We start from the raw sequence: 26,721 nt of genomic DNA, 5'->3' as shown, positions 1-26,721 counted from the left end.
CTGGTAACGAACCCCTTGCCTATGAGCGATCCGCAACGGTCCGAACGCGTCGTGGAATCCGACGGGATAACCGTCGAGAAGTCGTTCGCGACCGACGAGTTCCCCGTCCCCGCGGTCACCTTCCGGATCGAGTCGAGCCGCTCGGAGCCGGTTCGCGTCCGCCTGACCGACACGATCCCGGAGGACTTCCCGATGGAGCGGGTCGGCTTCCACCCGGAGTTCGGCAGCGAACACTGGACCGCCTACAGCGACCACCGCGTCGAGTTCGAACGCCAGCTCGACCCCGGCGCAACCGTCCGCACCGTCTTCGGGATCCGCGGTGACGAGATCGACCCCGACGCCTTCCTCTCCCCGCCGACGGTCGAGCACGTCCCGGAGGGCGAGACGATCGAGGACGTGCTCGGCGCCGACGGGAGCAACGTAGTCCGGGAGGTCGTGGCCGGCGATCGGGACTCCCTGTCCGGAATGGACGATGACGCCGAACCGACGGACGCCGAACCGACGGACGCGAGGAGGACCGAGGCGAAGGCCCAGTCCGCCGCCGACGGTGAGACCGCGGAGACCCGCCCGACGCCCCGGTCGACGGACGGGGAGACGACGCCTGCGGTGACCGTCGCGGACCCGGACCCCGAAGCCGACGCCGACGCCGACGAGAACGCCGGAACGGACGCGGCGACGGTGCCAAGCGAGGCGGGCTCCGTCCCGGTCGCGTCGGTGCTCGCGTCGGAGATACGCTCCGGCGACGTCCCGGAGGCGGACCTCGAACTCCTTCGTGAGGAGCTCGACCTGGGGACTCCGCGAAGCGTCGACGTGCGGATCAGCCGACTCCAATCGCGGATGGAGGACCTCGCGGCCTACGCCGACGCGCTCGAGGAGTTCATCGACGAGGAGGGGACCGCCACGGAGGCCCTCGAGGAGACCCGCGAACGGACCGAGGCGGTCGCCGACGCGCTTGCGGACGCCGAATCTCGGCTCGAGGCTGCCGCCGACGAACGCCGGACAGTCCGTGAGAACGTCGAGACGGTCGAATCGACGCTCGACGACGCGCTCGCCGAGCTCGAGATTCTCGAAGACCGTGTCGCCGACGTCGAGGCCGTCGAGTCGGACGTGGAACGACTCGACGCGACCGTCAGCGACCTCGAGTCGACCGTCGGGGCGGTCGACGACGACGTCGCGTCGCTCGAGTCGGAGATCGACCGGATCGACGAGGAACTCGCCGAACTCGAGGCGTTCCGCGACCGACTCAGCGACGCGTTCGGTACCTGAACCCGGGTCGTCGGTCGCCCGCCGAGGGCGTCCGGATCGACGTGCGTTACGACCTCGGAGCCGGTCCCGCCCCGGTCCGGATCGTTCCGCAACCCGTTTGAGCCTCCGGCGCGGAGTACCGCCGATGACCACGCCGGTACCGATCGCCGTCCCCCGGAAGGGACGCCCGCTCGAGGCCGTGTTGGAACGCTTCGCGAGCGTGGCGGGGACGGACGCCGAGTCGCTCGCCGACGACGTCAGTTCGACCCTCCGATACGAGAAGGCCGTCACGAAAGGCGATCTCGAGGCCGCCCACGGCCCCTACGAACGGCTCGCGGACTACTCCTCGCCGGCGGAACCGTACGCGCCCGAGTATACCCTGCTCCGGGACGACCGCGACGGAATGCCGCGCCGGATCGTCTTCGACTCGGTTCTGATCGACGTCGGCGACGTGCCGGTGCATCTGGTCGGCCGCGAGGAGCCCTTCCGCGCGCTCCGAACCCACGAGTTCGCCCTCGGGTTCGACTCGGCCGATCTCGTCTTGGAGGAGGTCGTCGATCTGCGCCCGTCCGGCGTGGCCGGGCTCGACGACGTCAACACGCGGATCGATCCCCAGGAGTCGGACGTGCGCGTCGTGACCGGACTCGGAGACACCGTGTATCACACGCTGATGGCGACGCCGGAGATCCTGCCTGCCGGCGCCGATCTCGACCGGTCGTTCGTCGACGACTACGAGGGCGACCTCTGCATCTCGCCGCGGTACGAGCGGTTGGTGACCGCCGTGCTCGGCACCGACGTGACCGAGAACGTCTCCTTTACGTATCCCTCCCGGAACGCCGACGAGGAGGAGGCAGCGATCGCGGACACCGGCATCGGCGTCTACCTGACCGTCACTGGATCGACGGCCCGCGAACACGGGCTCGTCCTCGGGGAACATCTCTTCCCGAGCGAGACCGTGCTGATGGCCAACGCGGCCGAGGCGTCGACGGCGATCGATCGCGTTCGCGACCGGTTGGTGCGTGAGGACGCGGAGTCGGTGCTCTCCGTGTGACCGTCGGGGGATCCGTCGGGCCACCTGTCGGGGGCCTGTTGGGTGTTCGTGAGGGGTTCGATCGACGATACGCGCCGCTGGTTGGGTCGAGGACTCCCGGAGAGCCGATATCGAGACGTGGAATACATTTTTCACCCTCCCCGCCCCACGTTAATGTGGGAAGGTAACATGGGACTCAGAACCGCGCTCCGGCAGACACGGTGGATAACGATCGGCGCCCTCGCGGTTGCCATCTGGACGGTCGTCGTCTGGTTCGACGTGCTCGAGCTGATGGAGTGGACGGCGATGGACTACGTCGGCCGGTCGGCCATCAGCGGCGTCGTCGGGCTCATCGTGCTCGGGGCGCTCATCGTGCTGCTGGTCGCTCTGTTCGGCGAACTGGGTGAAGAAGAGCCGGCGCCCGAGAGTTGGCCGCCCACATGACGTACTTCGAATGTACCGACTGCGGACAGATGGGCAACTTCACGCGGATGGAGCGGTCGGCCCTCCGCCAACGGTGTCCGGTCTGTGAGGAGGAGACCGTCTGGGAGACCGCCTTCGAGGCCGAGGAGGGGACGTCGTTGTGATCTCCTTCGAGGCCAGCGATCGCCTGGTCGCGGCCGCCGAGGAGTGGGGCGAGGCCCGACTGGAGGAACGGGACGAGGCGATCGAGACCAAGGTCGAACAGGCACTGCTGGAGGTCGAACACCTCGTCTCCGGCGCCCACGAGGTCGACTTCGAGGTCGACGGCCGGACCGTCCACCACGAGCCGACCGACGCGTTAGCGACCTTCCTCGAACGACAGGCGGCCTCGACGGGGATCGACGAGTCGGACGTGCTCGCACTCCACGTCGACCTGTTCGCGCGCGTGTTCCTCGACGACGAGGAGCGACCCTCGAACGCGCCGCCGACCTGATGAACGGACCTTCTCGCCGACAAGGGGGCATCCGAGGGACCCACACAACTCTTAATACCTCGCCCCTGGTATGATGGAGTATGTCACACAAGGACGGCGAATGGCGTCCGAAAGGTGCGACCGAGACGTTCAACGGGTTCGAGGTATGGGACCACGGCATTTGGCCGAACGAACTCCACACCGGCGAGGTCGACGGCGACGTCTCCCTTACCGACTAGCCGGTCGACGGCGAGAACCCCGGAAACGCACGCCTGTGGCGCGGAGGCACGTAGAAGTTCGCCCGTGATTCCACCTCGATGACGTTCAACAGGCCGTTGTTCTTCCTGTCGGTCACCAGATCGTGTTCGTTCCGGAGGAACCATCCGTTCATCGCTTTCCGCGTCGCCACGAAATCGTCGAGCGACGCCTGTAGCGACAGGAAGTGAACCCCTGCCCTGTTGCCATCGGTCGTGTTGAAGTCCCGTCTCAGGATGACCGGTTCCCCGTCGTCGCGTGCTCGCGCGACCTTCTCGTGATGACCGACCACGCCGAACTCCTCGGCGTTGTCGAAGGCTCGGTCGTGAAACGGCACGTCGTCGGTGAACGACTCGACGTCCGCCGGAGAGAACTGCGGTGAGAACATTCGGTCGACTCGCTCGCTCTCGTCCATGTTCCACCAGCCGTCGAGCGACTCCGTGAGGTGTGAGAGGTGCATCGTCGTTCCGCCCTCGAACCGGCCGTCCTCGAAACGGTCGCCATCGATGGTGACGCGGTCCTCGCTCGGTTGCGTCCCTCGACGCATCGACGAAAAGCCGGTGAACATCGGCGCATCGCGGGGAACGTCGTCGGGTACGCTTTCGACGCCCGCGTGTTCGGCGGGGAGGCCCTCGCCGTGGAATCCCGTCCGACGAACGGCGACCGAGAACACCTCGCCCAGACGCGCCTCGACCTCTCGACCCTCGAGAGGATCGGACTCCGAGAACATCGCCGTCTCGGTACTGTGGAGATGGGAGCGAACGTCGGAGGCGAGCACGAGCGCGGCGTCATACGACAGGAGATCGGGGTCGTCCGTCCGCGACAGCACCTCTGGATGCCGAATCGGCGAGGCCGCAAGCTCCCCGATCCGTTCGAAGTAGCGGGTTCCCCACGCCAGCATATGCAGGAGTCCATCGGCGGACCACTCGTAGGTGGCCTCCAGTTCGCGCATTGCCGTCTCGACGGTGTCGGCGGCGTCGGTTGACGGGTCGACGTCCAGATTCAGCAGGAGGACGCGATGGTGACGTGGGACTCGTCGGTTGCCGTGGGCGTCCGTGGGAAGGACGACGTCCCAGGCGTGCTGCCGATCGGGGACCTCGTAGGGGTTCGGCGGGAGCGACACCGCGTTTTCCCGCTGCTGGGAAAGCGGCGTGGAACACCCCGGTATCGCCGCGAGTGCGACGGCGGTTAGCCGCCCGAGTAGCCCGCGTCGCGAGGTCATAGTCAACGATAGGTCCGGACGCCAAAAAACGTTTCTCAGGGTTCTGAACGGGAAATTGAACCGGCCTCCGGAGGGATCTGACGGTATGTTGTGAGGTTCCATAACGGTTTAGAACGACGACTCGTAACTAGAACTATGGTTAGTGGTATCGCACACCTTGGGTCTACCTCCCAACCGTCGCTGACATCGCTGGTCGTTCTCGGTCTCGGATTCGTCGCCCTCGTCATCGTCACGTACGACGCGTACAGACAACACTGGTCCTGAACTATGGCCGTCGAAACGAAGACGTCGACCGATTCCGACCTGAACCGAGCGCTCGGCTACGTCCGCGTGGCGGTCTACGTAGTCACCGGACTGATCGGCCTGTCGCTTCTCCTCGTGGGTACCGTCGCGGTCATCGCTGGACTGAAAGGAACGTGGCACTGGTCCATCCACCTCGAATCGACGATTCGGTATATGTCGACGGTGGTACGATACTTGCTCGCCCTTCTGGCACCGCTTTTCGGGATCCTCGTCGTTGGCCGGTGGTACGATGGATGACCACCTCGGAACCGCGGCGCTGGTGTCGACCGTCGGATCCCTGATCGCGGTGGTCGTCGGAATCGGGGTCGTCTCGCTGTTCGCCGAATGGCGCGGGATCTGGCGCAGTTACTTCCTGATGGAGCGAACCATCGACGTGGGAGCGCCGGTGGCGGCCGCACTCGGCGTCCTCGCGTTGCTTTCGGGGTTCGTCGTCGTCTCCATGGCTGCTAACTAGGCACCTGCTGCGCGACGAGTTCGTCCTCGAACTCGATGAGGCCGACGAACACCTCCGCCGCGGCGAGAAGGAGGCTCGTCTCGGCGTCGGTCCCGTCGAACTCCGATCGAACCGTTTCGAGGAACGCCTCGTGCCATCGTCCGACGTGTTCGTCGAGGAACACCCGCTCGTAGTTGAACGCCGCCTCCTCCCCGCGGCGCTGGCGATCGACGAGATCCCGGAGGAACGCGAGTTCGACGGCGAGATGGTCGTTCTCCTCGGGGTAGTCCTCGTGGGGCGTCCAGCCGGCCGCCGAGTAGTCCGCCTCCAGCTCCGCGAGTCCCTCTCCGATGAACTCGGTGTCCTCGCGGTAGTAGGTCTCGTGGGGAAGTGCCGGCGGTCGCGGTCCCACGAATAGCCGGGTGTACTCCGTCCGGAGGTCGTCGGCGACGTCCTCGACCGACCGCGATCGGTTGGCCTCGATGAACGCCTCGAGCCGCCGAAAGCCGCGGTCCATCGGTTCGTTGATCTCGCCGTCCGGAACGGTCACCGCATCGGAGAACAGCCGCCCGAGGAACTCCTCGCCGGGTGCGTCGTAAAACACCTCGATGAGGAAGTCGATCACTTCCAGCCGCGCCTCGTAGATCCGGGCGTCGTCCATCAGTGGTCACCCCGTTCGAACAGCAGGTGCGTTCGACAATCGCCGCAGTACTCGAAGACCGAATGCGGAGAGTCCGGTGCGATTCCCTCGACGGCATCGCCGACCTCCTCGCGGATCGTGTCGACGGTCCCTGCGGAGGCGAAGGGAGTGCCGCAGCGAACACACTCCTGCATCTCGCCCTCGTAGACGCGCGTCCACGCCGCCCCGAGCTCGGCCGACCCGTCGGCGGCGGTCCCCGCACGGTTCTCGGGGAGCAGCGACAGGTCGAGACCGTCCCGCATCGTGATCGCCGTCTCCGGACAGCCCTCCTCACAGACGCCGCAGTTGACACAGCGTTCGTGGTTGAAAAGTAGATCGCCGTCGTTCGTCCGCTGGACGGCGTCGGTCGGACACAGGTTCGTACAGGTCGGCGTGAGGTTGCAGGCGTCGGAGACGTCCATCCGGCCGAAGTCCTTCAACCCGCGGATGACCCCCCGATCGGGGACGACGTGGTCGAGGAGCGCGCGAACGGACTCGAGGGTCCATGCGTGGGAGGCAAACGCCGGACGGTCGACGTCGCCCTCGATGGTGCCCTCGGCCTCGTGTTCGCCGGCGGGAATCGGTGACTCGTCCAGGCGTTCGACGACGAACATGGAGAGTTCCTCGATGAACTGGCCGGGATCGTCGGCCCCGGGTGCAAAGAAGCCGACGCGCTCGCCGAGGCCGAGGTCGGCGGTCGCGCGGTTCAGACGCTCGACGAGTTCGGCCTTCGGGTCCGGGCCGGAGTGGAGACACGAACCGCCACAGCCGACGATCGCGACGCCGTCGGCGCCGGCGGCCAGCGCGTGCATAACGTGGGCCTCCCCGACCGTGTCGGTGCAGCTGACTTCCACGGGAAGCACTGGCGGATAGGAGACGTCCGCCTCGAGTGCCGCCCGGCGGCCGTACTCGCGCAGTCGGTCGGCGGCTCGCTCCGAGCAGACGAAGGCGATGACCGGCTGGTCGATGCCGTTCGACCCCCGGTTGAACAGCCAGCCGCCGTCGTCGTTTTCCGCCTTCAGAAGGGCTTCGACTTCACGGGCGATGCGTCGATTCGAGGGCTCCCGAAGCTGGGTGGCGCCGGTGGGACACGCCGAGGTGCAGGCGCCGCAGTTCTGACAGGCCACCTCGTCGAATTCGACGGAATCGATCGACGGCCGTTCCACCGCGCCGTGCGGACACGCGTCCGTACAGGCGGTACAGCCCTCCTGAGAGGAGGCGCCTGCGGCACAGACGTCCATCTCCAGATCGAGGAAGGCGGGTTTCTCGATGCCGCCGAGGTGGGATTCGACGGCCGCGATCGTGGCGGCGTCGACGGGGCCGGTGTAGTACCCCACGCGACCGCCGCGGGTAGCAGGGTCGGCGTCGGGACGGATGACCTGGTCGGCGGCGATCCGGCGGGTCGTCCCCTCCATCTCGATGGCATCGGTGGGACACACGTCGGTCCACTCGCCACCGGGGGCGTCGGCCGGGATCTGGACGGGGCGCGCGGTGACGCCGTCGGGACCCTCCCGCACGCACTCCAGACAGTCGATGCAGGCATCGGTGACCCGCGATGCGAGGGTGAGTTCGAACTCGCCGAATCGCCCGTCGACGGCGATGACCTCGCCGCGCGCGACGTCGACGTCATCCAGATCGACGTCGACGGTCCGCAACTCGCGACCGTTGGCGACGAGCGTCACGTCCGCCGAATCGGCGAGCCCGGCCGCCGTCTCCGGGTCACCGACGACCACGACCCGGTCGCCCGCCTCCCGGGAGACCGTTCTGGAGACGCTCTCCTCCTGGAGGCCCGCATAGGTCGCGTTGAGCAGCCGAGCGGTCTTGTCGGCCGCGGCCCCGCTCTCGTGGACCCAGGCGGCACCCTCGCGGTGGTCGACGAACTCGGTCGCATCCGGGTGGAGCCCTTTTCGATCGACCAGCTCACGGAACGTCTGCCGACACCGGTCGTCCGAGGCCGTCACGATGAGCTGGTCGAGGTCGTACTCGTCGATGACGTGTTCGACGCCATCGAGGCCGCCCTCACAGAGCAGTTCCGAGGAGGCGACGACGTCGACGTCTCGAACCCCCTCTCGAACCTCCTCGAGGTCGAGCCCACAGGTACCGCCACAGTCACAGACGAATGCCCCTACCTTCATCGACTATGTGCAGTGCTACCACGAATATAGGTTTTGCGACGAGTCGACCGCGGGGACGACTTCGGTCAGTTGCCGTCGCCGAGGCACGTCGAGCGATCCGGTGCGCGGGCCCGTATATTAATATAGGGTAGGTCCTAATATGTTAGTGAATAGCAATCAGACTATGGCGGGACACGAAAACACGGTATGAGCACGGAACCAGTCTCCCTCGACCTCGATCGGCGGTCGTTCATCAAAGCGAGTGCCCTGACGGGCGTGGTCGCACTCGGTGGCGGTGCGACGGGGCAAGTACTCGCCCAGAGCGACGACGAGGCCGATGGACAGGACACGGACGGGGAGTTGACAAAGACGATCTGTAACTACTGTTCGGTCGGATGTGGGTTCCACGGCGAACGGAAGGGCGACTCGTTCGTCGGGATGGAACCGTGGGAAGAACATCCCATAAACAACGGGTCGCTCTGCTCGAAGGGAGCGGGCATCTACGAGACCGAACACTCCGAAAAGCGCCTCAAACACCCGATGATTCGGGAAGACGGGGAGTGGCAGAAGCTCTCGTGGGATACCGCCTACGATCGTCTCGGGACCGACATCCGGGCACTGTGGCCCGACTCGGACGTCTCACCGAGCGACGCCGTCGACGTCGACGAGGAGCACAGCCGCGAGAGCGTGATGCTCCTCGGCAGTGCCCATCACTCCAACGAGGAGTCCTACGCCATCCGAAAGCTTGCGGCGTTTATGGGCACGAACAACGTCGACCACCAGGCACGCATCTGCCACTCGACGACGGTTACCGGGCTGGCGAACACGTGGGGATACGGTGCGATGACGAACACGGTGTCGGATTACCGCAACTTCGACCTGAACATCATCGTCGGGCAGAACCCGGCGGAGGCCCACCCCATCGCGATGCAGCACATCCTGGAGGGGCAAAAGCGCGGCGGGACCATCCTGAGTCTCGACCCGCGCTTCACGAAGACCTCGGCGCACGCGGACGAGTTTATGCGGTTCCGCCCGGGAACCGACGTGGCGTTGATGATGGGCGTCATCAAGGAGCTCCGCGACGAGTACGGGCTGGCGATGGACCCGGACGCCGACGATACGGGCCAGAACATGATCACCGACCGCGTCCAGGGCTGGGAGGACCTCGACGCCGACCTCGACCAGTACGACAAGGAGACGGTCTCGGACATCACGTGGCTCTCCGTCGAGGACATCGAACGCATCGCCGAACTCATCGACGAGAACCGTCCGCACGTCCAGATCGAGTGGGCAATGGGCGGCACCCAGCACAACAACGGAACCCAGAACATCCGATCGTATGCGGCGTTGAGCCTCGCGTCCGGGAGCGCTGCCCGAAGCGGCGGCGGCCTGCAGGTGATGCGCGGCCACGCGAACGTTCAGGGCGCGACCGACCTCGCAGTGGCGAGCCACATTCTGCCGGGGTACTACGGCCTCACGCCCGGCGGCTGGTCGTGGTGGGCCGAAATCTGGGACAAGAACCCCTACACCAGCGGTTCAACCTCGTTCGACGACCTCTACGACAGGTTCGAGCTGATGCCGCCCGAGAAGTACGTCCGGCAGAGCGGCAACGAGGAACTCGATCCCGATTCGCTCCCACCCAACGAAAACCACGGGCCCAATGATCCGGCTACGAACTCGATGATGTTCCAGAACGGGCTGACGGTGGCCCGCTGGTTCGAGGCGGCACTCGACCGGGAGGACCGCTATCAGGAGACGCCGATCTACCAACCCGATCAGGTGAAGATCGCGGTCTTCTGGGGCCACTCCGCGAACTCCATCAGCGAGATGGAGCAGATGAAGGAGGGGATGGAGAACCTCGACCTCCTGGTCGTCATCGACGTGTTCCCCTCGGTCGCGAGCGTCCTGCCGGACTACGAGGACGGCCCGCCCGTCCTGTTGCTGCCGGCGTCGAGTCAGTACGAACACTACCGCTCGCTGACGAACACGAACCGGTCGGTGCAGTGGTCCGAACCGGTCGCCAAGCCCGCACACAACTCCCGACCGGACCTGCGAATCATGCAGGAGCTGGCCGACGAACTCGGCTTCGGGGAACACTTCGACTGGGGAAGCGGCCCCGAGATACACAACGGGAAATCGTCCTACGAGAACGTCATCCGGGAGTTCAACCTCGGGACGAACACCATCGGCTACCGACAGACGCCCGAACGGCTCCAACAGCATCTGGAGTACGACTACGCGTTCTCCAGCGAGGACCTCCAAGGTGCCGAGGGGACCCCCGTCGAGGGCGAGTACTGGATGCTCCCGTGGCCCTGCTGGGGTGAGGGTCACCCGGGGACGCCCATCATCTGGAACGACGACATGGATCCCAACGACGGGGGACAGGACTTCCGGACCCGATGGGGCGTCCAGGCGCCGACGCCGGAGGAGTGGGACGACATGCCGACCGACGCCGACTACCCGCTCCAGGAGACGGTCGATGCCGTCGGCGACGGATACGACAGTCAGGCGGACGCGTTGAGTCTGATCCGGGATCCCTACGTCCCCGACTGGGCCGGCGACAGGGACCTGGCCGACGACGGCCGGATCCACGGCGTTCCGGAGTATCCGGGCTGGAAGATCACGCCGCCACAGAGCCTCATCGATCCGACCCAGTCGACCCAGTCAGACGAACTGACGATCCCCCAGCAGTACGCGCTCGACAACCAGGAGTCGGTCTACACCGCTGCACAGGAGATCAACGATCCCGACACCGGCAGTTCGGAGTTCGACGACTACCTCGAAAGGATGATCGGGGAGGGCGTCGATCCCGACTTCTACGAACAGTACGACTACGCACAGCCCGACGCGCCGACCGGCCGTGGCCGGGCGCGGGCGGTCGTCTGGAGCTTCCTCGATACGGTTCCGGTCCATCGTGAACCCATCGAGAGTCCGCGACCGGACCTGGTCGAGGAGTGGCCGGCGAACGGTCAGCAGCGGAACTTCTACCGACTCGACCAGAACAACGCCGTCGAACAGCAGCAGGCCAACGACATCATCCACAACCAGGACGACGGTCCGACCCTCGATACCATCATGACGACCGGCCGGCAGGTCGAACACCAGGGTGGCGGTTCGGAGACGCGATCGAACATCCACACTGCCGACCTGCAACCACACATGTACGCCGAGATCGCCCCCGCGAAGGCCGACGAACTCGGCGTCGACGGCGGCGACCTCGTCGTCGTCTCCTCGACCGACCGGGGGTCGGTGCTCGTGAAGGCACGAGTGACCGAGCGACCCAACGACGGCGAGGTGTTCCTCCCGTTCCACTGGGGCGGGGTATTCAAGGGCAAGAGTCAGGAGGAGAAGTATCCTGAAGGCACCGTCCCGTACGCCATCGGCGACTCCGCGAACGCGATCACGTCACGGGGCTACGACGTCGAGACGCAGATGCAGGAGACGAAGGTGTCGATGGTGTCCGTCCGACCGGCCACCCAGGACCTGCTCGAGGAGCTCGGCATGGACACGGATCTGGAGTTCCCGCAGGACCGAGACGGCATCGGCCAGCAGAAGAACTTCGACGTCCGTGACAGCGAAGCGGTTCAATGAGGTGATACAAAAATGTCTCAATCGAACAAGGAGGTGATGGGCGATGGCGTGATGAGCGTCGGGGAGGGAACGCGGATCTTCCCCGACGTCGGCGCATGCATCGACTGTGGTGGGTGCGTCGTCGCCTGCAAGCGAACGTGGGACGTCCCCCACGACGAACAACGCATCAGCATCTCGACGATGCTGGAGGGCCAGGAGGGGTCCGGGACGTCGGGCGCGGCCGCGCTTGCGGCAGGTGAATCGCCGGGTGAGACGTCCATCCCGATGCAGTGTTATCACTGCGACAACGCACCCTGCGTGTCGGTGTGTCCGACCGACTCCCTCATCAAGACCGACGAGGAGTTCGTCACCGTCCGAGAGGACCTCTGTGTGGGCTGCCAGTACTGCCTGTCGGCGTGTCCGTTCGGGGCGCCGCAGTTTCCCGAGGAGGACGACGGCGCCGCACAGGTGTTCGGCACCGGCGGCAAGATGGACAAGTGTACGATGTGCGAGGAGCGTCAGGACGTCGGGAAGGGACCGGCCTGTGCCGAGGAGTGCTCGACCGACGCCATCCTCGTCGGCCAACCCTCACAGATCGCCGACGAACTGGACAAACGCGACGAAGGGGCGTTCTTCAACGACGTCGCGATGGACATCGTCTTCGGCGACGACGCCGGTGAGTTCCGATGAGCCACGAGACGCCCGAGGTCGAGGGCTATTCCCCGATCGCCGTCTTCGTCTCGGCGCTCGTCGGCATCGCCGTCGCCGTCCTGTCGGTGTGGTGGGCCAGCGGCTTCGGGCCGTTTTACGAGACGCTGTTCCGCGTCGGCCCCACCGTCGAGGGCGGCGGCGTCGGCACCGACTGGGTCGCCGGGAACACGATTCCGGCGCTGGACTTCCTTATCGCGCTGATCCACGCCGCCGACGTCCTGATGGGTGTGTTCATCCTGTTCATGGTGTTCCTTCACTGGGCGAGCTTCCGCCGCATCGCCGCACGGATGCGTCATCCCGAAACCGACGAGACCGCCGGGACCGTGATGGCTGACGGCTCCGGTGACGGGGGTGAGACCGAATGACGAACCTCGATCACGGCAAGTTCACGCGGGTGACGACGTTGTTCCACTCGCTTCTGGCGCTCGACGTGTTCCTGCTGTTCTTCACCGGCTATGCCATCATGTTCAACTCCGAGCTGTGGTGGATGATGGAGCTAATGGGCGGCGCGACGGGCGTCACCGCGCTCCATCGCGTCGCCGGGATCGGCCTCGTCGCGCTCATCGTCTTCTGGACGGTCCTGATGCTGATCAGCCCGACCGGCCGGAGCAACTTCCGGGAAATCCTCCCGGCGAAGGCCGACACCGAGGCGTTCATCCAGGACGTTCGATTCATGCTCGGACGAGCCGACGAACGCCACCCACACGCCCGGCAGTTCGCTGGCTACGAGGCCGACCAGGTCCCGCTTTTGTCCTACGTCGGCAAGGGCGTCGTCTACATCTTCGCCGTCGAGCTCCTGCTGCTCACCGTCTCGGGGCTGCTCATCTGGTCGAAGACCGGACTGATGCAGTACTTCGCGACGAGGACCGCCGCGATGGCGTTCGTCGTCTTCCACGGATTGCTGGGGATCATTATGCTGATGGGAGTGATGTTCCACATCTTCGAACACGGGATGCATCCCGCGTTCTACCCCGTCGAGACGAAGGCGTTCATCCCTCGCAGCATGATCCCCGAGAGCCACGACGACGACGAGGACCACGACGGGACGGGCATCGAGCAGCTCGAACTCTCGCCGAGTTGGCATTCCGTCTCGACGATCGTCGGCTCGCTCGTCGTCGTCGGGATCGTCTCGGTGTTGATGGGCAGTATCATCCGGGAGGGCTACCCGGTTCCGCGGGAACTGGTCGTCAGCGGTGACGTGACGAACCTCCTGCTCACCGTCGGCATCAACATCGGGATGTTCGTGCTGTTCGTCGGCCTCGTCCTTTCGATGTACGGCAACGTGATGCGGGTTCGCTGGGAGAAGGAGATGGCGCGCCGGCAGAACCGCGAAACCGTCGCCGACGGCGGCGACCCGCAGTCGAACGACTGACTCCCGTGCCCGCCCTGTTCGTGTTCGTTTTTCGCGCGTGGCGCGGGACGAATATCAAGCGGCCAGTAGCTCCGCGATCACGCGGCCAGTAGCTCCGCGCCCTCTTGGGAGAGCTCCACGGTGGCGTCCTGTCGCGTCTGTTCTTGGATCTGGTCGATGTTGCGCGTGAGGACCTCGAGAATGTCCGTCGGCTCCGGGTAGACCAGCATGTTCCCGTCCTCGTCCTCCATCACGAGCTGGGTGTCCGAGAGGGTTACCTGGTCGCTTTCGATGCTGGCGACGATCGCCGGCAGCGCCTCGGCTCCGCCGGGATCTCCTTCTTCGACTCTGGTGATGTAGACGGCCTCGAGGCCGATCAGGTCCTTGTACTCGCGGACTCGCTCGGCGCAGTTGACCATGTCCCTCGTCACTGCGGTCTTGCGTTGATTCCCGTGGTCTCCCTCGTAGCAGTGTTTACACACCCGCAGCTCGATTCGCATACGTCGATGTATCGGTGCGGGGGCTAAAGACGGTTGTGCCGGTAACGTTTTTGTACGAACAGGTTGTGTGTTAACATATGGCTGGAGCGCTGACCACCGTATACGCCGTCATCGTGGCGCTGGTGGCGATCGTCGGATTCGGCTACGTACTGACCCAGTCCGATGACGGGACCGGCACTGGGACGCGGTGGAGCGACTGGGGAACGGTCGCGGCGGTCGCGTTGTTCGTGTTGGGGCTCGTGTGGGCGACCGTCCTCTGACGCCGCTCCCCCAAGCCCCAACGCCGTCGTCGTGAGTCTCCACGAGGCCGTCAGTACGGCATCGTCGTGAGCCTCCGCAAGGCCGTCAGCACGGCATCGTCGTGAGCCTCCGCAAGGCCGTCAGCACGGCATCGTCGACACGACGTGCCGGTGCCGCCAGCGTCGTCAATCCACGTCAGCCGTGGCGCTGAACGCGCCCTCCTGACGACCGCACGACCCCCCGACACCGGTTCTTTTACTCCTCCACCTTCGTGTATGAACCATGGTATCTCATAACGTAAAACCGGTCTCGCGTGCGTTGGCCGCTCTCGGGGTCGTTTCGGTGGTCTGTTCGGAGGCCGCGGCCGCCCACGTCAGGTTCGTCACGAACGCCGAGCAGGCGGGCGAGGGGCTGGCCTTTCTCGCCGACGCGTTGACCGATCCGGTCAACGCCGTCGTCCTCGGCGGCGGGGGTCTCGCCACGCTCGGCGCTCTCGTGGTCTATCTCCGCGTCCGGCCGCTCCAGCGGGACATCGCGGTGTTTCGCGACGTGATGACCGGCTATCGGGACCTGTTGGCGTGGTTGTTACGCCTCGGATTCGGACTGCCGCTCGTCGGCGCCGGCTTTGCGGGTTACTTCTTCACACCCATCGTCGATCCGACCGTCGCTCCCGGACTCGTCCGCCTGTTTCAGATCGGTCTCGGGTTCGCCCTGCTTTTCGGCATCGCCACGCGTGTGGCCGCGATCGTCGGGTTGCTGGTGTATCTGTTGGCGCTCGTCTCCCAGCCGCTGTTGCTGTACTCCTTCGAGTGGGTTCCCGGTCTCGCTGCCATCGCTCTGATCGGCAGCGGTCGCCCCAGCGCCGACGAAGTACTGCAGAAGGTCGCCGCCGCCGAGGGCACCGTCTACGGGCGGATCGATCCGGTCCACCGCGCCGCGTCGTGGCTCAACCGCCTCACCGATCCCTACGAACGGCTCGTCCCGACGGTCATCCGGGTCGGGATGGGCCTCTCCTTCGCCTTTCTCGGCCTCTTCGAGAAACTGCTGGCTCCCGAGATGGCCCTCAGCGTCGTCGAACAGTACGACCTCACCGCACTTGCCCCCTTCCCCGCCGAACTGTGGGTACTCGGCGCCGGCTTCGCCGAACTCGGCCTGGGTCTCGCGATTCTGTTCGGATTCTTCACCCGGATCTCCGCGATAACGGCGCTGAGCGTCTTCGTCCTCACGTTGTTCGGTATCCCTGACGACCCCGTCCTCGCGCACATCGGCCTCTTCAGCCTCGCCTCGGCGCTGCTCATCACGGGAGCGGGCGCCTACGCGCTGGACAACCGAATCGGCGCCGACAAACCCGCGGCGACCCACGACGGAATCGTCCCTCCGTAGACGATAGCCATCGCCGCGTCAGCCACGTCAGGCGCGTCGCCGCGCTCCGGCGCCGGCCGGATCATTCCTCCTCGAGGTCCCAGCCGGCCTTCTCGGCGGCCGTCTCGAGGGGGACGAACTCCCAGCCGGCTTCCTCGGCGATCCACTCGTCGGCGGGGGTCCCGACGACGGCCAGTCGCTCGGCGTAGAACATCGACGTCGTGCCGATGTCGGCGAGTCGTTCTGCGGGGCCGGTTCCCGTTCCGTTGAAGAAGTCGGCGTCGATGCCGTGTTCCCGCTGGAACTTGGTGATGACCGGCGCGTTCACGTCGCCGACGATACCGACCCAGTCGGCCCACTCGCGGGCCGAGACGAGGACCAGTTGCGGATCGGCCAGTTCGGAGATGGCGTTGTAGGTCACCGCCATCGTCATGTCGTCGACGCCGCCACCGTGGGGGCCTTCGGCCATCGGCTCGGCGTCATCGGGAGCGTTGCTGACGGTCGCGCCGGCACCGGAGCCACCGCTTTCGATCGGCACGCCCGCGGGTTTGGACTCGTTTTTACGGGGGACGCGCGGAATGGGTCCGTCATCGGCGGTCGCGTCCGTGTCGCTCCTGCCACTGCCGGGAGTGACCGTCGGCGTCGACGTCTCGGATGCCGGCGTCTCGGATGCTGGCGCTTCGGGCTCGTCCTCGGGAGTGCCCTCGTTGCGCCACAACCAGTCGCCGTGATTGGCCGCCGGTTCGTCGGCGTCGTCGGTTTCGATGTCGTCGAGGTCGATCTTGTCAGTCATCGTCGTTTCCTTCGGTCCACCGAACGGTTCTGATGGGGCGTTCACACGGGCCGACGTCGTCTCGGCCGCGCCGTTCGAGCGGCGTGCGGCTGACGGTCATCATAAGGGGATCTCCGTTCGCGGAACGTCTCCGTGTCCGTCCATTTCACGAAGTCTTCGGGACGAGTATGCAAAAACTATGGGGTGGGATACCACACTATGCTCGGGTGAACGGTAATTCGTCTCCTCCGGTGTTCTCGTCACCTTCACTCCGAACACCATTTACGATCACCGAGCAGCTTGGTGAGGAGAACGAGGAGTCTCGGCGTGAGTATGCACCGCGGGAACCGCGTTCGAGCGTCGAGGACGAACGGTGACCGGCGGAGAGATCTCGGGTTTCGAGCGGGGTGGAGCCGCCGACCCTCACGGACGCATCGAGCGTTCGGGTGTGAATTCCAGCCGACCAGTCACGGGAAGGTCGAGGGGAATTACATTCGCCTGCGACGGCACGGCCCGGTTTGGGACGTGCGGTCAAAACCGCGAAGCCGCGGGGCTTGTCCCCGCGGTACTTCACGGTGATGCTCCGTTCGAAGGTGAGGAAGACGCCCGGCCCTGGCGCCTTCTCTCGAACCACGAGGGACGGTCGTTCCACGGCGAGCAGGACATCGCTGACGACACACCCCACGCACCCCCCGTTCCAAGCGCCTCTTCACGACTCGTGACGCTGCTGGACGCCACCTCGGAATCTGGGAGAGACCCGATGATCTGGTACGTAGGGCGCATCTGGATTTGGCCCCCCACCCCTCCGTAGTGAAACGAACGGCGCCCCCGACGGGCCGATCGCTCGAACGAAGCCGGAGTTGGTATGTACCTCGATCCCCGCTGTATGAATAGGATGACACACGTGAGCGTTATCGGTTGCGGAAATATGGGTGGAGCTTTCGTGAAGGGGCTCTCCCGGACCGGAGCCTACGAAGTGACAGCTATCGACCTCGATCCCGAGGCACTGGCCTCAGTCGCCGACGACGCGGACAGGACGACCGACGACATCGACGCGGCCCGGGAGGCGGAGATCGTCGTTCTGGCGGTCAAACCAAAGGCAGTCTCCGCAGTGCTCTCGGATCTCGATCTCCGGCCGGACCAGTCGCTGGTCACCATCGCGGCGGGCGTCCCGCGGTCGTTCGTCGCCAGCGAGACGGACGCGACGGTCGTCCGAATCATGCCGAATCTGGCAGCCGAGACCGGCGACATGGCCGCCGCAGCCACCCACGAGGGGATCGACGACACCGTTCGGGACATGCTCGATGCAGTCGGCGAGTTCGTCGAGATAGACGAGGAGCTGATGGACGTGGCGACGGCAGTCAACGGCAGCGGCCCGGCCTTCGTCTTCTACCTCATCGACGCGATCAAGGAGGCCGGCGTCAACGGCGGCCTTGATCCCGAGCAGGCCGAGACGCTGGCCGCACAGACGTTCAAAGGCGCGGCCGAGACGGTCCTTCGGGATGACCGAAGCGTCTCGGAGCTCATCGACGCCGTCTGCTCGCCCAACGGGACGACCATCGAGGGCATGGAGGTGCTCTGGGACAGCGACGCCGATACGGCGGTCGTCGACGCCGTCGAAGCGGCCGAGCAGCGGTCCCGCGAACTCGCCGAGGCGTTCGAGGATGAGTGATCTGCCGGTAATCGAGACCATCGACGAGGAGACCGTCGAGCAGGCACGCGATCAGGCCGCCGCCGCCCAGCGCGTGATCGTGAAGGCGGGGACGAACTCCCTGACTGACGCGGACTCCCAGCTCGATCGCGTGAAACTCGACAAACTGGTCAGCGACATTATGGCCCTCCGGGAGCGTGGGAAGGACGTCCTGTTGGTCTCGTCCGGCGCAGTCGGTGCCGGCAAAGGGCTGATCGGCGAGGAGACCGAGACGGTCGAGGAGAACCAGGCGCTGTCGACCGTCGGTCAGAGCCACCTGATGCGCCACTACACGCAGAGTTTCGACCGCTACGACCAGACGGTCGCACAGATCCTCCTGACCGAGCACGATCTGGCCAATCCCGAGCGGTTCACGAACGTCCGGAACACCATCGAGACGCTGTTCGACTGGGGAATCGTACCGATCATCAACGAGAATGACGCGATCGCGACCGAGGAGATCCAGATCGGCGACAACGATATGCTTTCGGCGTCGGTCGCCATCGGCGTCGACGTCGATCTGCTGGTGACGCTGACCGACGTTGGCGGCGTCTACACGGGCAATCCGAAGGACGACGACGACGCGGAACTGATCGAGGCAGTCGGCACGAACTACGACGCCGTCCAGTCGTTCGTCGACGACAGCACGACCGGCGAATTCGGCGGCATCCTGACTAAAGTCGAGGGCGCACGCGACGTGAGCGAGCACGGCACGCCCGCGATCATCGCGAACTCGGCGGAACGAGACGTGCTGGAACGGATCGCTACTGCCAAATCGGTGGGGACGCTATTCGTCCCGATAAACGGAGCCACAGATGACTGAGTACGACACGGAATCCCAGGTAACCGACGCACAGCACGCCGCGCTGCAGTTGGCAAACGTCGACGAAGCGACGCGCAACGCGGCGCTCGAATCGATCGCTGACGCCATCCGTGGCCACGAGACGGAGATCCGCGAGGCCAACGCGGCCGACGTGGCGGAGGCAGAGGCTATGCTCCAACGGGGCGAGTACACCCAGGCACTCGTCGACCGGCTGAAACTCGACGACGCGAAGCTGGAGAGCATCGCCGAGATGGTCGAGAGCGTCGCCGAACGGGAAGATCCGCTCGGCGAGACGCTGGAAGCCCGGGAACTGGACGCGGATCTCGAACTGTACAAGGTCGCCGTACCGATCGGCGTCGTCGGCACCATTTTCGAGTCGCGGCCGGACGCACTGGTCCAGATCGCCGCCCTCGCACTCAAATCCGGCAACGCCGTCATCCTCAAAGGCGGCAGTGAAGCGAGCAAGTCCAACCGCGTCCTCTACGAGATCATCCGCGAGGCGACCGCCGAGCTGCCCGACGGCTGGGTCCAGCTCATCGAAGCTCACGAGGAGGTCGACCGCCTGCTGGAGATGGACGACGAAGTGGATCTGCTGATGCCCCGTGGCTCCTCGGAGTTCGTCTCCTACATCCAGAACAACACCCAAATTCCCGTACTGGGCCACACGGAAGGGATCTGCCACGTCTACGTCGACGAGGCCGCCGACCTCGAACAGGCCGAGGAGATCGCCTTCGACGCCAAAGTCCAGTATCCGGCGGTCTGTAACGCCGTCGAGACGCTGCTGGTCAACGAATGCATCGCCGAGACGTTCTTGCCGGCCATGGTCGAGCGCTACGAGGCTGCCGGCGTCGAACTCCGCGGGGACGAGGCGACTCGCGAGATAGTCGACGTGGGCGAAGCGACCGACGACGACTGGGACAGCGAGTACGGGGACCTCGAACTGTCGATCAAGGTCATCCCGGACGTGTACGAGGCTGTCGAACACGTCAACGCCCACGGCTCGAAGCACACCGAGTCGATCGTCACCGACGACGCCGAGACCGCCGAGCTGTTCATGACCGGCATCGACGCCGCGAGCGTCTTCCACAACGCCTCGACGCGCTTTGCCGACGGCTATCGATACGGTCTTGGCGCGGAGGTCGGCATCTCGACGGGGAAGATCCACGCTCGTGGCCCGGTCGGCCTGGCGGGATTGACGACCTACAAGTACTACCTCGAGGGCGACGGCCAGCTCGTGGCCACCTACGCAGGTGAAGACGCCACGCCGTTCGCTCACGAGGCCTTCGACGGCGAGTGGACGCCCGGCCGACTTGCGGATGAGTAAGCTACCACGCTCTTCAGGGCGTGGTAGCTTACTCTAGGATAGCGTGGTGTCTAAGTGGATACACTGTCTGTGGCCGCGAAAATACCCGAATTAGTTTCCATCTCAACAAGAATGCTCGTTGGGAGAAGGATCTAAAGCTGATTCCGCTCGTCGATTCGTTCGAAACCACACATTACAGCCCCGGTAAACCCACTGTAGTCTCAACTTCCGCCGGGTTAGATTGAATATAGCGCCATAGGATATACACGATCGCGTTCGATCGGCAACGTCCCACGCTCGGCCCTGATCGACGACGCCGCAGGACCGCTGCACTCGATCCCAACCACGACACGCCAGCGGACTCGTGACGATGGCGACCAACCGGCCCGGGATCCGCAGTTCGAGCGATCCAGTGTACTGAACGTCCGACGCCGGTACGTGATACGGACGTCGTGGCAGGTCGCGGCGCCTCAGCGCGGGAACGACCGTCGTCGCCCACACGTAGCGCATCGGGTCGCTCACAGGACCACGGCCGTCACAGAGCCTTTCCGAACCGGATTTGTCGAAAGGACGGAGGCCATCGATCGACGTGACGGCGGACGCTGACGGACGCCACGAGCGCGTCCGGAACGGACCACTCCACGAGTTACGGACGCGAAGCGACACCCGGACGGAGAAACCACACCCCACACACGAAACCGACAGCAAGCCACGAACCGACCGGGACCGAGGTGTCCGACCGTGGCGACTCGTAACCGGCGACCGTCCCACCGTCCGTGGGGAGTGACGGCATCATCACACACCTCTGGTCGCCGCGTTCGAAAGTCGAGACGCCATCGTCTCCGTCCACTGCCGTCTGTCCAATGGCGTCATCCCCGACGTCGACGGACGGATCCTCGACAAGTCCGAGCTCTCGACGGGCCCGGGATCCGATTACACGCCGTGGTCGTGACTGTGACCGTCACGGTACGTGGTCAACCGGCGTTTCGCGTCGCACCCTCGACGAGGGGAACGCTCCCTCGAGTGCTCTGATACATATCATATTGAGCATATTTCGGCATTCGATCCCGTCTCGATCACGCATCCGCCATCTCCGATCGTCTCGATCGGGACGATCGACGAGACGAACGCAAAATTTAGGCCATACGAAGGCAACGAAATTGATCCTGAAATATGGCTCTAGGTATGAGCGTATGGAGAGATACAATTCAGTATAATAATCTATATCGGCGCATATTTTAGCACCTCAAATGATGATAAGGACTCTTATCCCAATAATAAGGGATACATTGAAGGGACGTCACCGAGATGGACCAGTACCGATGAGCACCGAACCCGACACCGATCGAACGTCGGTCAAGACGTACGTCCCCACCTATCAGAAAGAGGAGTGGTCCAGACACGCCGAGGATCTCGGGATGTCACGCAGCGAGTTCGTCCGAACGATGGTACAGGCCGGACGACGGGGGTTTGCCGACGATCTCGGGAGCGATCCGGCGGACAACGAGGAGACGGCTGATCAGGACGCTCACCCTGGGGGTGAGGACCTCGAAGACCGTGTCCTCGAGGTTCTCGATGAAACCACCGTTCGCTCCTGGGAGGAGCTGCGGGAAGCGGTCACCGAAAACCTCGAGGAACGATTGGACGCGGTCCTGGAGGATCTGCAGGGACGGGGACGGGTTCGCTACCGGGGACGGGACGGCGGGTACGTGTTGGTCGATGAGTAGCGGGACCGACTCCCTCGACCCGGCGGACCCCGTCGGGTACTTTCTCGAGGACCTCACCTATCACGGGAAGACGGACCGAACGAAGCGGTCCTACGAGCGCGTGCTGCGGCGCTTCGAGGCGTTCGTGGCCGACCGTCGAGGGGAAAACGACGCCGCTGACGAGGGCAGGAACGTGACCGCACGGGCGACTCACAGGGATTGTATGGCCTTCGTCCACTCTCTCCGGGGCGATCTCGCCGAAAGTACGGTCGCGACGTACGCGGCGTATCTCCACCGATATTACACGTACATGACGCAGGTCGGCGCCTTCGACTCGAACCCGATGACCCTCGTGATGGAGGAGATGGACGAATCGGTCGACAAGGATCCCGCCCGGCGCGAGATCGACGTTCCGGCGATGCGGGCGTTCCTCGATCGCGTTCGTCACCCCCTGCACCGCGCAGTGATCGTGACGTTGCTGAAGACCGGGATGCGGGTCGGCGAGCTCTGTAACCTCGATCTCCGCGACGTCTCGATGCCCGACTCGGCCGCGGCGTCGACCTACGAGCTCGGGACTCGGCCGGCGCTCGAGTCGCGACCGGATTCGCTGTACGTGACGGGGGACGCACGGGTCGGCGAGGAGCTCAACGGCGAGCCCAGGCCGGCCGCCAACAAGCGGAAGCGGGAGACGGTGATCCCGATCGACGACGAGCTCGAGCGCGTGCTCACGGCGTGGCTCGCGGTCCGTCCGGACGCCGTCTCTCCGGCCGAGCCCCTGTTCGTGGGCACCTCGGGGTCGTGGGGCGAGCGTCTCGATCCCCAGACCGTCCGTCACGTCGTCGAGGAGTACGCCAGGGACCACGGCTGGTATCGGACCGGAGGCGGCGCAAGCGAGAACGTGACCCCCCACTACTTCCGGCACTTCTTCACCACGCACCTCCGGGATCGAACCGGCGACCGGGGCGTCGTGAAGTACCTCCGTGGGGACGTCGCCGAGGACATCATCGACACCTATACCCACAACTGGGGTGACCAGGTCCGAGCGACCTACGAGACACACATCTATCGGCTCCTGTGAGCGGACCGGTCGATTCGCGGTCGAATGCCGTCGTGACTGGTCGGTCACGTTCAGCGAGGAACGATCCTGAGAGAACTAATAAATTATATAATGCTATATCAATTCGTTCCAGCAGGAAGTCGGAACGGGAATTAGAGTAAGCAAGGAGAATACCGCGCCTAAAGGTGCGGGATGAATCCATGGATTTTCACAATCCACCACCGATTGCTCGCTCGAGATCGTACTCATACGTTGAAGTGGCAGGCATCCGTACGCAGTCGTCGGAATCGGGGTGGAAAGAGAACTCTTCCCACCAATCCTACGATGGCGGTCTGCCCGCTCCAAGCAATGAGACAGTAATCGGAACCAGTCGAGTGAACGGTCGGTTCCTCGAATGAACTGATGCAGTGCCCGGCTGCGTGGAAGCACCGGAGTAACTCCGAGTCCGCCGATGTCTGCTGGACTCGCTGTGGCAAAAACAACACCGGGAGTCCACCCATAACGGAGGATAGGAGTACCGGGAGCTTGGCACTCCCAGCAGTCTCACCCGCCTCAGACCGCGAGCATCCGGACGGATTCTCGCCGACTGGATGCTCGGTGAGACTGGAAACCTGACATCTCCAACGCTCAGGATTCCTCCGCGTTTCCGCGGAGGAGGATGTCAATCCTCACACGTTCGGTGACGATTCCGACCGTTCGAAGGCTGCGGCTTTCCGACCGTGCGTATCCATCGCGGGAGGGCGAGGTCATACATCTCACAGCACCCCGAACCCGAACTGGGCGTACGGCCAGAAGTAGTAGACCAGCACGCCGGTGATCACGCCCGGAATCGTCGTGTAGATCGTCGCGACGATGGCGGCCTTCATATCGATGGCCATCAGCGGGAACAGCGCATCGCCGTCCTGGCTGATGGCGTTCGCGACGAGCGCCGAGAACGGGATCGCCTCCTCAACCGCGTACAGCTGTGCGAACACGATGTGGGCCGCACAGCCGGGGACCAGTCCGATCAAAGCGCCCGCGATCGGAGCGAGGACGCCGGCAGCCGCCGCGAGCCCCTGGATGTCCACGCCGGTGAGCAACAGTCCGTACTCGTAGAGGAGGTAGCCCCCGATGACCCAGACGGTGACCATCGACGTCTCCAACGCAGCGTGTTGGAAGGTGTTGTACAGGGTGGCGAACGAGTCCCGGACGCGGCCGGTCTCACCCTGACCGATGTAGTGTCGACCGATGAAGTACAGGTAAAACGAGAGCGTCGTCCCCACCAACCCGCTGATCGTGAACAGCCCATCGTACGTTGGGGTGAGGACCCATTCCGGCTCCGCTGCTCCCTGCACGAGGTACATCACGCCGGCAACGAGTGCTCCTGCGAGCACGAACCACCAGAGAACGTGCACGGCGTGGCTGAAGCGCTCGAGCAGCCGTGACTCGGGCAGCCGACTCGGCAGGTCATTTCCGTGATGGCTGTGAGCGTGTTCGTCTTCGTGGCCGTGGCGGTCGGGCCCTTCGTAATCGGGTATGCTTGGACCGCCGGCAGCAACGTTGGTGGTGGAGAATCCGCCGTCGGTCACCGGATAGCTCATCCGGTCGACGACGCTGTCGACTCTGCCGACCCCGAGGCCTCCGAAGTCGATCGCGTAGCCGAACAGGATCGCCGAGAGGAACGCCAAACCGTAGGCGTACAGCGCCGCTTCGGGGGCCAACGCGAGAATGACGAACGCGGAGTCGCCTGCGGTGGCGGCAAGTGCCGCGACGACGGTCCCGAAGCTGACCGTCCCGCGGATGTACAGCGGCATCGCGATGATGGCGCCGCCACACCCCGGCGTCAGGCCGAGAAGCGCACCAGCAAGCGGTTGGGCACGTTCGTTCTCCTCGAGCCACACGGTGATCCGGCCGTCGAAGCCGTACTGGACGAGGCTGAACAGCAGGATCGTCGCCCCGACGAAACCCGAGACTTGGACGAACCCCTCGCGCCACGAGCCAACGAGGATGGTGAGAACTTCCTGGAGCGGCGATCCGAGCGATCCCGGGGGTAACTGGAGCGGACTCATTCGTCCATCCCCTCCCTCGTCCTCCGCTCTCCGGTGCGCGTGCCCACGACGCAGTGGAGGTGGCACCGATGGAGTCCGTCTCCCGACCAGGCAGCGGCTCCGTCTGATTTCATCATAAGGATGTGAACGAGTGGTAGTGGATAACCCAAAATTAAAAAGGTGTTGATCTAACTAAATAATTAGACGTGCCTAAATTAGGTGCGATGTCTAATCTCTCATTGGGCCGCATTCGCTACTTACAGCCACGGAGGACCCGTTCGCGGTCCATACGTCCGGGACGAAGGAATTCGGGAAGACGCTTATCCGGGGGAACCGCGAACGGGTATGTATGGCATCGCAACCGCGAACGGGGACCGCACCGACGAGTTCGCGTTCGCTTTCGGACGTCGAGCGGAGCACAGCTCGGTATCTCCTCGCCGTGTCGACCGCCTCGGCGTCCGGTTCGGACCGGATCACGACCGGTGAGCTGACGGAACGGTTGAACGTGACCCCCGCCAGCGTCACGGAGATGGTGTCGAAGCTCGCCGATCGCGGATTGCTCGACCACGAGAAGTATACGGGTGTGAGGCTCACGGACGAGGGGAGAGCGCTCGCCAGCGAAGCGGGCTGGCGCTTCTGCGTCGTGTCGACCTTCTTCGACTCGGTGGTGGAGGCACCGATCGACGACGAGTCGGCATTCGACATCGGCGTCACGTTGCCGGCTGACGGCGTGTTCCGTCTCCACGACCTCGTCAGTCCGGCCTGTCTCGGACGCTGTCCCGGCTCACGTGACGGCGGGCGGTGTGTGGCGTAACGTCCCCGTGCCGCGCGCGATTCCTGGCTTTCGGTGACCCGAATCGCGTAGCGACCCGGTCGCAAAGAACATATTCGCCATAACGTTCATTGGGATCCTCTCGACATCCCCTCGTGTATGTGTTTAGGCAGGCCTAAAACAGGGCTCGAGATCGGATCGGCGACGGAGCGGACCACACCGAATCGAACCCGGACCACACCGAAGCGAAGGGGAGACGGACGATGATCCGGAACCACGTGCAGCATCTCCATCAGCTGATCGACGATCGAACCCTTCCGGTTCGGGGAGCGATAACCGTCACGGCGTTGCTGTCGCTTCCCCTGTTCGGGACCGGGGTGCGTGCGCTCGGGAGCGCGCTTGATCTCGGTCAGCTGGTCCTTCCGCTGCTGGTGCTGGCACATGTCCCGGCGGCGATCGCGCTCATCGCGATCTGGTCGATCGGATGTGACGTCTGTCGAACGGGCGGATCCGCGTGACCGCGGTCGTCACCCGAGCTTGCGGCAGTCCAAGGCGGTTACCGCAACGTCGACGCCCCTGGATCGCTGCGGTGCCGAACGGTTCCCGCCGGCCAGACGCCGAATCGATTCGCCGACAGGGTGATACGCCCGGTCCGGAAACG

Annotated in this window: 27 protein-coding genes; 21 read left to right on the top strand and 6 right to left on the bottom strand. The window is 64.8% G+C overall.

The features are described 5' to 3' along the window. The first annotated feature begins 21 nt into the window (after positions 1-21). The 6 genes from CPZ00_RS13475 to CPZ00_RS15645 all read left to right on the top strand — a co-directional run bounded on the left by CPZ00_RS13475 (position 22) and on the right by CPZ00_RS15645 (position 3,409). On the top strand, positions 22-1,266 hold the full coding sequence (locus tag CPZ00_RS13475; protein ID WP_096391357.1) for a hypothetical protein: 1,245 nt from the start codon (positions 22-24) through the stop codon (positions 1,264-1,266). 124 nt (positions 1,267-1,390) lie between these two features. Then, positions 1,391-2,296: a hypothetical protein gene (locus CPZ00_RS13470; RefSeq protein ID WP_096391356.1), complete on the top strand. Its 906-nt coding sequence runs from the start codon at positions 1,391-1,393 to the stop codon at positions 2,294-2,296. A gap of 168 nt (positions 2,297-2,464) precedes the next feature. Further along, complete coding sequence (locus tag CPZ00_RS13465; protein WP_096391355.1) at positions 2,465-2,719, top strand: hypothetical protein; 255 nt, start codon at positions 2,465-2,467, stop codon at positions 2,717-2,719. Next, positions 2,716-2,862, top strand: coding sequence for a hypothetical protein (locus tag CPZ00_RS15650; RefSeq protein ID WP_172861841.1), 147 nt, complete (start codon positions 2,716-2,718; stop codon positions 2,860-2,862). Before CPZ00_RS13465 ends, CPZ00_RS15650 begins: the two co-directional genes overlap by 4 nt. Next, the gene (locus CPZ00_RS13460; protein ID WP_096391354.1) at positions 2,859-3,191 is read left to right on the top strand and encodes a hypothetical protein; all 333 of its coding nucleotides are present in this window, start codon (positions 2,859-2,861) and stop codon (positions 3,189-3,191) included. Before CPZ00_RS15650 ends, CPZ00_RS13460 begins: the two co-directional genes overlap by 4 nt. A gap of 80 nt (positions 3,192-3,271) precedes the next feature. After that, a complete protein-coding gene (locus CPZ00_RS15645; RefSeq protein WP_172861839.1) occupies positions 3,272-3,409 on the top strand; it encodes a hypothetical protein in 138 nt (45 codons plus the stop codon). On the opposite strand, the gene CPZ00_RS13455 is transcribed toward CPZ00_RS15645, so the two are convergent. Continuing rightward, entirely contained in the window at positions 3,406-4,647 is a 1,242-nt protein-coding gene (locus CPZ00_RS13455) for a DUF7405 family protein (protein WP_096391353.1), read from the bottom strand. The genes CPZ00_RS15645 and CPZ00_RS13455 overlap by 4 nt on opposite strands. Positions 4,648-4,914: 267 nt before the next feature. On the opposite strand from CPZ00_RS13455, the gene CPZ00_RS13450 reads away from it, so the two are divergent. Next, positions 4,915-5,187, top strand: coding sequence for a hypothetical protein (locus CPZ00_RS13450; RefSeq protein WP_096391352.1), 273 nt, complete (start codon positions 4,915-4,917; stop codon positions 5,185-5,187). After that, positions 5,180-5,404, top strand: a complete 225-nt coding sequence (locus tag CPZ00_RS13445; protein WP_096391351.1) for a hypothetical protein — start codon at positions 5,180-5,182, stop codon at positions 5,402-5,404. Before CPZ00_RS13450 ends, CPZ00_RS13445 begins: the two co-directional genes overlap by 8 nt. Here CPZ00_RS13445 and CPZ00_RS13440 read toward each other — a convergent pair. Next, on the bottom strand, positions 5,397-6,044 hold the full coding sequence (locus CPZ00_RS13440; RefSeq protein ID WP_096391350.1) for a TorD/DmsD family molecular chaperone: 648 nt from the start codon (positions 6,042-6,044) through the stop codon (positions 5,397-5,399). The two genes, CPZ00_RS13445 and CPZ00_RS13440, sit on opposite strands and share 8 nt — an antisense overlap. Beyond that, complete coding sequence (locus CPZ00_RS13435; RefSeq protein ID WP_096391349.1) at positions 6,044-8,197, bottom strand: hydrogenase iron-sulfur subunit; 2,154 nt, start codon at positions 8,195-8,197, stop codon at positions 6,044-6,046. The genes CPZ00_RS13440 and CPZ00_RS13435 overlap by 1 nt, the downstream gene beginning before the upstream one ends. 186 nt (positions 8,198-8,383) lie before the next feature. On the opposite strand from CPZ00_RS13435, the gene CPZ00_RS13430 reads away from it, so the two are divergent. The 4 genes from CPZ00_RS13430 to CPZ00_RS13415 are packed head-to-tail and all read left to right on the top strand — an operon-like array spanning position 8,384 to position 13,829. Next, a complete protein-coding gene (locus CPZ00_RS13430; RefSeq protein WP_096391348.1) occupies positions 8,384-11,767 on the top strand; it encodes a formate dehydrogenase subunit alpha in 3,384 nt (1,127 codons plus the stop codon). 12 nt (positions 11,768-11,779) lie between these two features. Next, a complete protein-coding gene (locus CPZ00_RS13425; RefSeq protein ID WP_096391347.1) occupies positions 11,780-12,436 on the top strand; it encodes a 4Fe-4S dicluster domain-containing protein in 657 nt (218 codons plus the stop codon). After that, positions 12,433-12,822 (top strand): hypothetical protein, encoded by a 390-nt coding sequence (locus CPZ00_RS13420; RefSeq protein WP_096391346.1) that lies wholly within the window; start codon positions 12,433-12,435, stop codon positions 12,820-12,822. Before CPZ00_RS13425 ends, CPZ00_RS13420 begins: the two co-directional genes overlap by 4 nt. Next, positions 12,819-13,829: a cytochrome b/b6 domain-containing protein gene (locus CPZ00_RS13415; protein WP_096391345.1), complete on the top strand. Its 1,011-nt coding sequence runs from the start codon at positions 12,819-12,821 to the stop codon at positions 13,827-13,829. The genes CPZ00_RS13420 and CPZ00_RS13415 overlap by 4 nt, the downstream gene beginning before the upstream one ends. 77 nt (positions 13,830-13,906) lie before the next feature. Here the strand turns inward: CPZ00_RS13415 and CPZ00_RS13410 are convergent, their stop codons facing one another. Then, positions 13,907-14,308, bottom strand: a complete 402-nt coding sequence (locus CPZ00_RS13410) for a hypothetical protein (protein ID WP_096391344.1) — start codon at positions 14,306-14,308, stop codon at positions 13,907-13,909. 77 nt (positions 14,309-14,385) lie between these two features. On the opposite strand from CPZ00_RS13410, the gene CPZ00_RS13405 reads away from it, so the two are divergent. Both CPZ00_RS13405 and CPZ00_RS13400 read left to right on the top strand, forming a co-directional pair. After that, a complete protein-coding gene (locus CPZ00_RS13405) occupies positions 14,386-14,568 on the top strand; it encodes a hypothetical protein (protein WP_096391343.1) in 183 nt (60 codons plus the stop codon). Positions 14,569-14,830: 262 nt separating this feature from the next. Further along, entirely contained in the window at positions 14,831-15,931 is a 1,101-nt protein-coding gene (locus tag CPZ00_RS13400; protein ID WP_096391342.1) for a DoxX family protein, read from the top strand. 61 nt (positions 15,932-15,992) lie between these two features. Here the strand turns inward: CPZ00_RS13400 and CPZ00_RS13395 are convergent, their stop codons facing one another. After that, positions 15,993-16,703, bottom strand: coding sequence for a DUF7124 domain-containing protein (locus tag CPZ00_RS13395; protein WP_096391341.1), 711 nt, complete (start codon positions 16,701-16,703; stop codon positions 15,993-15,995). Positions 16,704-17,577: 874 nt separating this feature from the next. On the opposite strand from CPZ00_RS13395, the gene proC reads away from it, so the two are divergent. The 5 genes from proC to CPZ00_RS13360 all read left to right on the top strand — a co-directional run bounded on the left by proC (position 17,578) and on the right by CPZ00_RS13360 (position 23,282). Then, a complete protein-coding gene (gene proC / locus CPZ00_RS13385; RefSeq protein WP_096391340.1) occupies positions 17,578-18,354 on the top strand; it encodes a pyrroline-5-carboxylate reductase in 777 nt (258 codons plus the stop codon). Then, the gene (proB, locus tag CPZ00_RS13380) at positions 18,347-19,195 is read left to right on the top strand and encodes a glutamate 5-kinase (protein ID WP_096391339.1); all 849 of its coding nucleotides are present in this window, start codon (positions 18,347-18,349) and stop codon (positions 19,193-19,195) included. The genes proC and proB overlap by 8 nt, the downstream gene beginning before the upstream one ends. Next, entirely contained in the window at positions 19,188-20,519 is a 1,332-nt protein-coding gene (locus tag CPZ00_RS13375) for a glutamate-5-semialdehyde dehydrogenase (protein ID WP_096391338.1), read from the top strand. The genes proB and CPZ00_RS13375 overlap by 8 nt, the downstream gene beginning before the upstream one ends. Positions 20,520-21,820: 1,301 nt before the next feature. After that, on the top strand, positions 21,821-22,225 hold the full coding sequence (locus CPZ00_RS13365) for a DUF5805 domain-containing protein (protein ID WP_096391336.1): 405 nt from the start codon (positions 21,821-21,823) through the stop codon (positions 22,223-22,225). Continuing rightward, the gene (locus CPZ00_RS13360; protein WP_096391335.1) at positions 22,218-23,282 is read left to right on the top strand and encodes a tyrosine-type recombinase/integrase; all 1,065 of its coding nucleotides are present in this window, start codon (positions 22,218-22,220) and stop codon (positions 23,280-23,282) included. The genes CPZ00_RS13365 and CPZ00_RS13360 overlap by 8 nt, the downstream gene beginning before the upstream one ends. Positions 23,283-24,016: 734 nt before the next feature. Here the strand turns inward: CPZ00_RS13360 and CPZ00_RS13355 are convergent. Further along, on the bottom strand, positions 24,017-25,309 hold the full coding sequence (locus tag CPZ00_RS13355; RefSeq protein ID WP_096391334.1) for a putative manganese transporter: 1,293 nt from the start codon (positions 25,307-25,309) through the stop codon (positions 24,017-24,019). A gap of 328 nt (positions 25,310-25,637) precedes the next feature. On the opposite strand from CPZ00_RS13355, the gene CPZ00_RS13350 reads away from it, so the two are divergent. Further along, on the top strand, positions 25,638-26,102 hold the full coding sequence (locus CPZ00_RS13350) for a metal-dependent transcriptional regulator (protein ID WP_096391333.1): 465 nt from the start codon (positions 25,638-25,640) through the stop codon (positions 26,100-26,102). 221 nt (positions 26,103-26,323) lie between these two features. Further along, positions 26,324-26,578 carry a hypothetical protein gene (locus CPZ00_RS13345; protein ID WP_096391332.1) on the top strand — a complete coding sequence of 85 codons (255 nt, stop codon included), beginning with the start codon at positions 26,324-26,326 and terminating at the stop codon, positions 26,576-26,578. The last annotated feature ends 143 nt before the right edge of the window (positions 26,579-26,721 follow it).

The sequence above is a fragment of the Halopenitus persicus genome (genome assembly GCF_002355635.1).
Lineage (GTDB): Archaea > Halobacteriota > Halobacteria > Halobacteriales > Haloferacaceae > Halopenitus > Halopenitus persicus_A.
The sequence above is the reverse complement of the archived record's forward strand: the minus strand, read 5'-3'. Positions and strand labels throughout refer to the sequence as shown.

Excerpts from the sequence above, each read along its gene's own strand:
- CPZ00_RS13445 (WP_096391351.1), top strand. The coding sequence starts at position 5,180 with ATGGATGACCACCTCGGAACCGCGGCGCTGGTGTCGACCGTCGGATCC.
- CPZ00_RS13470 (WP_096391356.1), top strand. The coding sequence starts at position 1,391 with ATGACCACGCCGGTACCGATCGCCGTCCCCCGGAAGGGACGCCCGCTC.
- CPZ00_RS13375 (WP_096391338.1), top strand. The coding sequence starts at position 19,188 with ATGACTGAGTACGACACGGAATCCCAGGTAACCGACGCACAGCACGCC.
- CPZ00_RS13430 (WP_096391348.1), top strand. The coding sequence starts at position 8,384 with ATGAGCACGGAACCAGTCTCCCTCGACCTCGATCGGCGGTCGTTCATC.
- CPZ00_RS13405 (WP_096391343.1), top strand. The coding sequence starts at position 14,386 with ATGGCTGGAGCGCTGACCACCGTATACGCCGTCATCGTGGCGCTGGTG.
- CPZ00_RS13400 (WP_096391342.1), top strand. The coding sequence starts at position 14,831 with ATGGTATCTCATAACGTAAAACCGGTCTCGCGTGCGTTGGCCGCTCTC.
- CPZ00_RS13420 (WP_096391346.1), top strand. The coding sequence starts at position 12,433 with ATGAGCCACGAGACGCCCGAGGTCGAGGGCTATTCCCCGATCGCCGTC.
- CPZ00_RS13455 (WP_096391353.1), bottom strand. The coding sequence starts at position 4,647 with ATGACCTCGCGACGCGGGCTACTCGGGCGGCTAACCGCCGTCGCACTC.
- CPZ00_RS13360 (WP_096391335.1), top strand. The coding sequence starts at position 22,218 with ATGAGTAGCGGGACCGACTCCCTCGACCCGGCGGACCCCGTCGGGTAC.
- CPZ00_RS13450 (WP_096391352.1), top strand. The coding sequence starts at position 4,915 with ATGGCCGTCGAAACGAAGACGTCGACCGATTCCGACCTGAACCGAGCG.
- CPZ00_RS13355 (WP_096391334.1), bottom strand. The coding sequence starts at position 25,309 with ATGAGTCCGCTCCAGTTACCCCCGGGATCGCTCGGATCGCCGCTCCAG.
- proC (WP_096391340.1), top strand. The coding sequence starts at position 17,578 with ATGACACACGTGAGCGTTATCGGTTGCGGAAATATGGGTGGAGCTTTC.
- proB (WP_096391339.1), top strand. The coding sequence starts at position 18,347 with ATGAGTGATCTGCCGGTAATCGAGACCATCGACGAGGAGACCGTCGAG.
- CPZ00_RS13440 (WP_096391350.1), bottom strand. The coding sequence starts at position 6,044 with ATGGACGACGCCCGGATCTACGAGGCGCGGCTGGAAGTGATCGACTTC.
- CPZ00_RS13395 (WP_096391341.1), bottom strand. The coding sequence starts at position 16,703 with ATGACTGACAAGATCGACCTCGACGACATCGAAACCGACGACGCCGAC.
- CPZ00_RS13365 (WP_096391336.1), top strand. The coding sequence starts at position 21,821 with ATGAGCACCGAACCCGACACCGATCGAACGTCGGTCAAGACGTACGTC.
- CPZ00_RS13410 (WP_096391344.1), bottom strand. The coding sequence starts at position 14,308 with ATGCGAATCGAGCTGCGGGTGTGTAAACACTGCTACGAGGGAGACCAC.
- CPZ00_RS13350 (WP_096391333.1), top strand. The coding sequence starts at position 25,638 with ATGGCATCGCAACCGCGAACGGGGACCGCACCGACGAGTTCGCGTTCG.
- CPZ00_RS15645 (WP_172861839.1), top strand. The coding sequence starts at position 3,272 with ATGTCACACAAGGACGGCGAATGGCGTCCGAAAGGTGCGACCGAGACG.
- CPZ00_RS13475 (WP_096391357.1), top strand. The coding sequence starts at position 22 with ATGAGCGATCCGCAACGGTCCGAACGCGTCGTGGAATCCGACGGGATA.
- CPZ00_RS13345 (WP_096391332.1), top strand. The coding sequence starts at position 26,324 with ATGATCCGGAACCACGTGCAGCATCTCCATCAGCTGATCGACGATCGA.
- CPZ00_RS13415 (WP_096391345.1), top strand. The coding sequence starts at position 12,819 with ATGACGAACCTCGATCACGGCAAGTTCACGCGGGTGACGACGTTGTTC.
- CPZ00_RS15650 (WP_172861841.1), top strand. The coding sequence starts at position 2,716 with ATGACGTACTTCGAATGTACCGACTGCGGACAGATGGGCAACTTCACG.
- CPZ00_RS13425 (WP_096391347.1), top strand. The coding sequence starts at position 11,780 with ATGTCTCAATCGAACAAGGAGGTGATGGGCGATGGCGTGATGAGCGTC.
- CPZ00_RS13435 (WP_096391349.1), bottom strand. The coding sequence starts at position 8,197 with ATGAAGGTAGGGGCATTCGTCTGTGACTGTGGCGGTACCTGTGGGCTC.
- CPZ00_RS13465 (WP_096391355.1), top strand. The coding sequence starts at position 2,465 with ATGGGACTCAGAACCGCGCTCCGGCAGACACGGTGGATAACGATCGGC.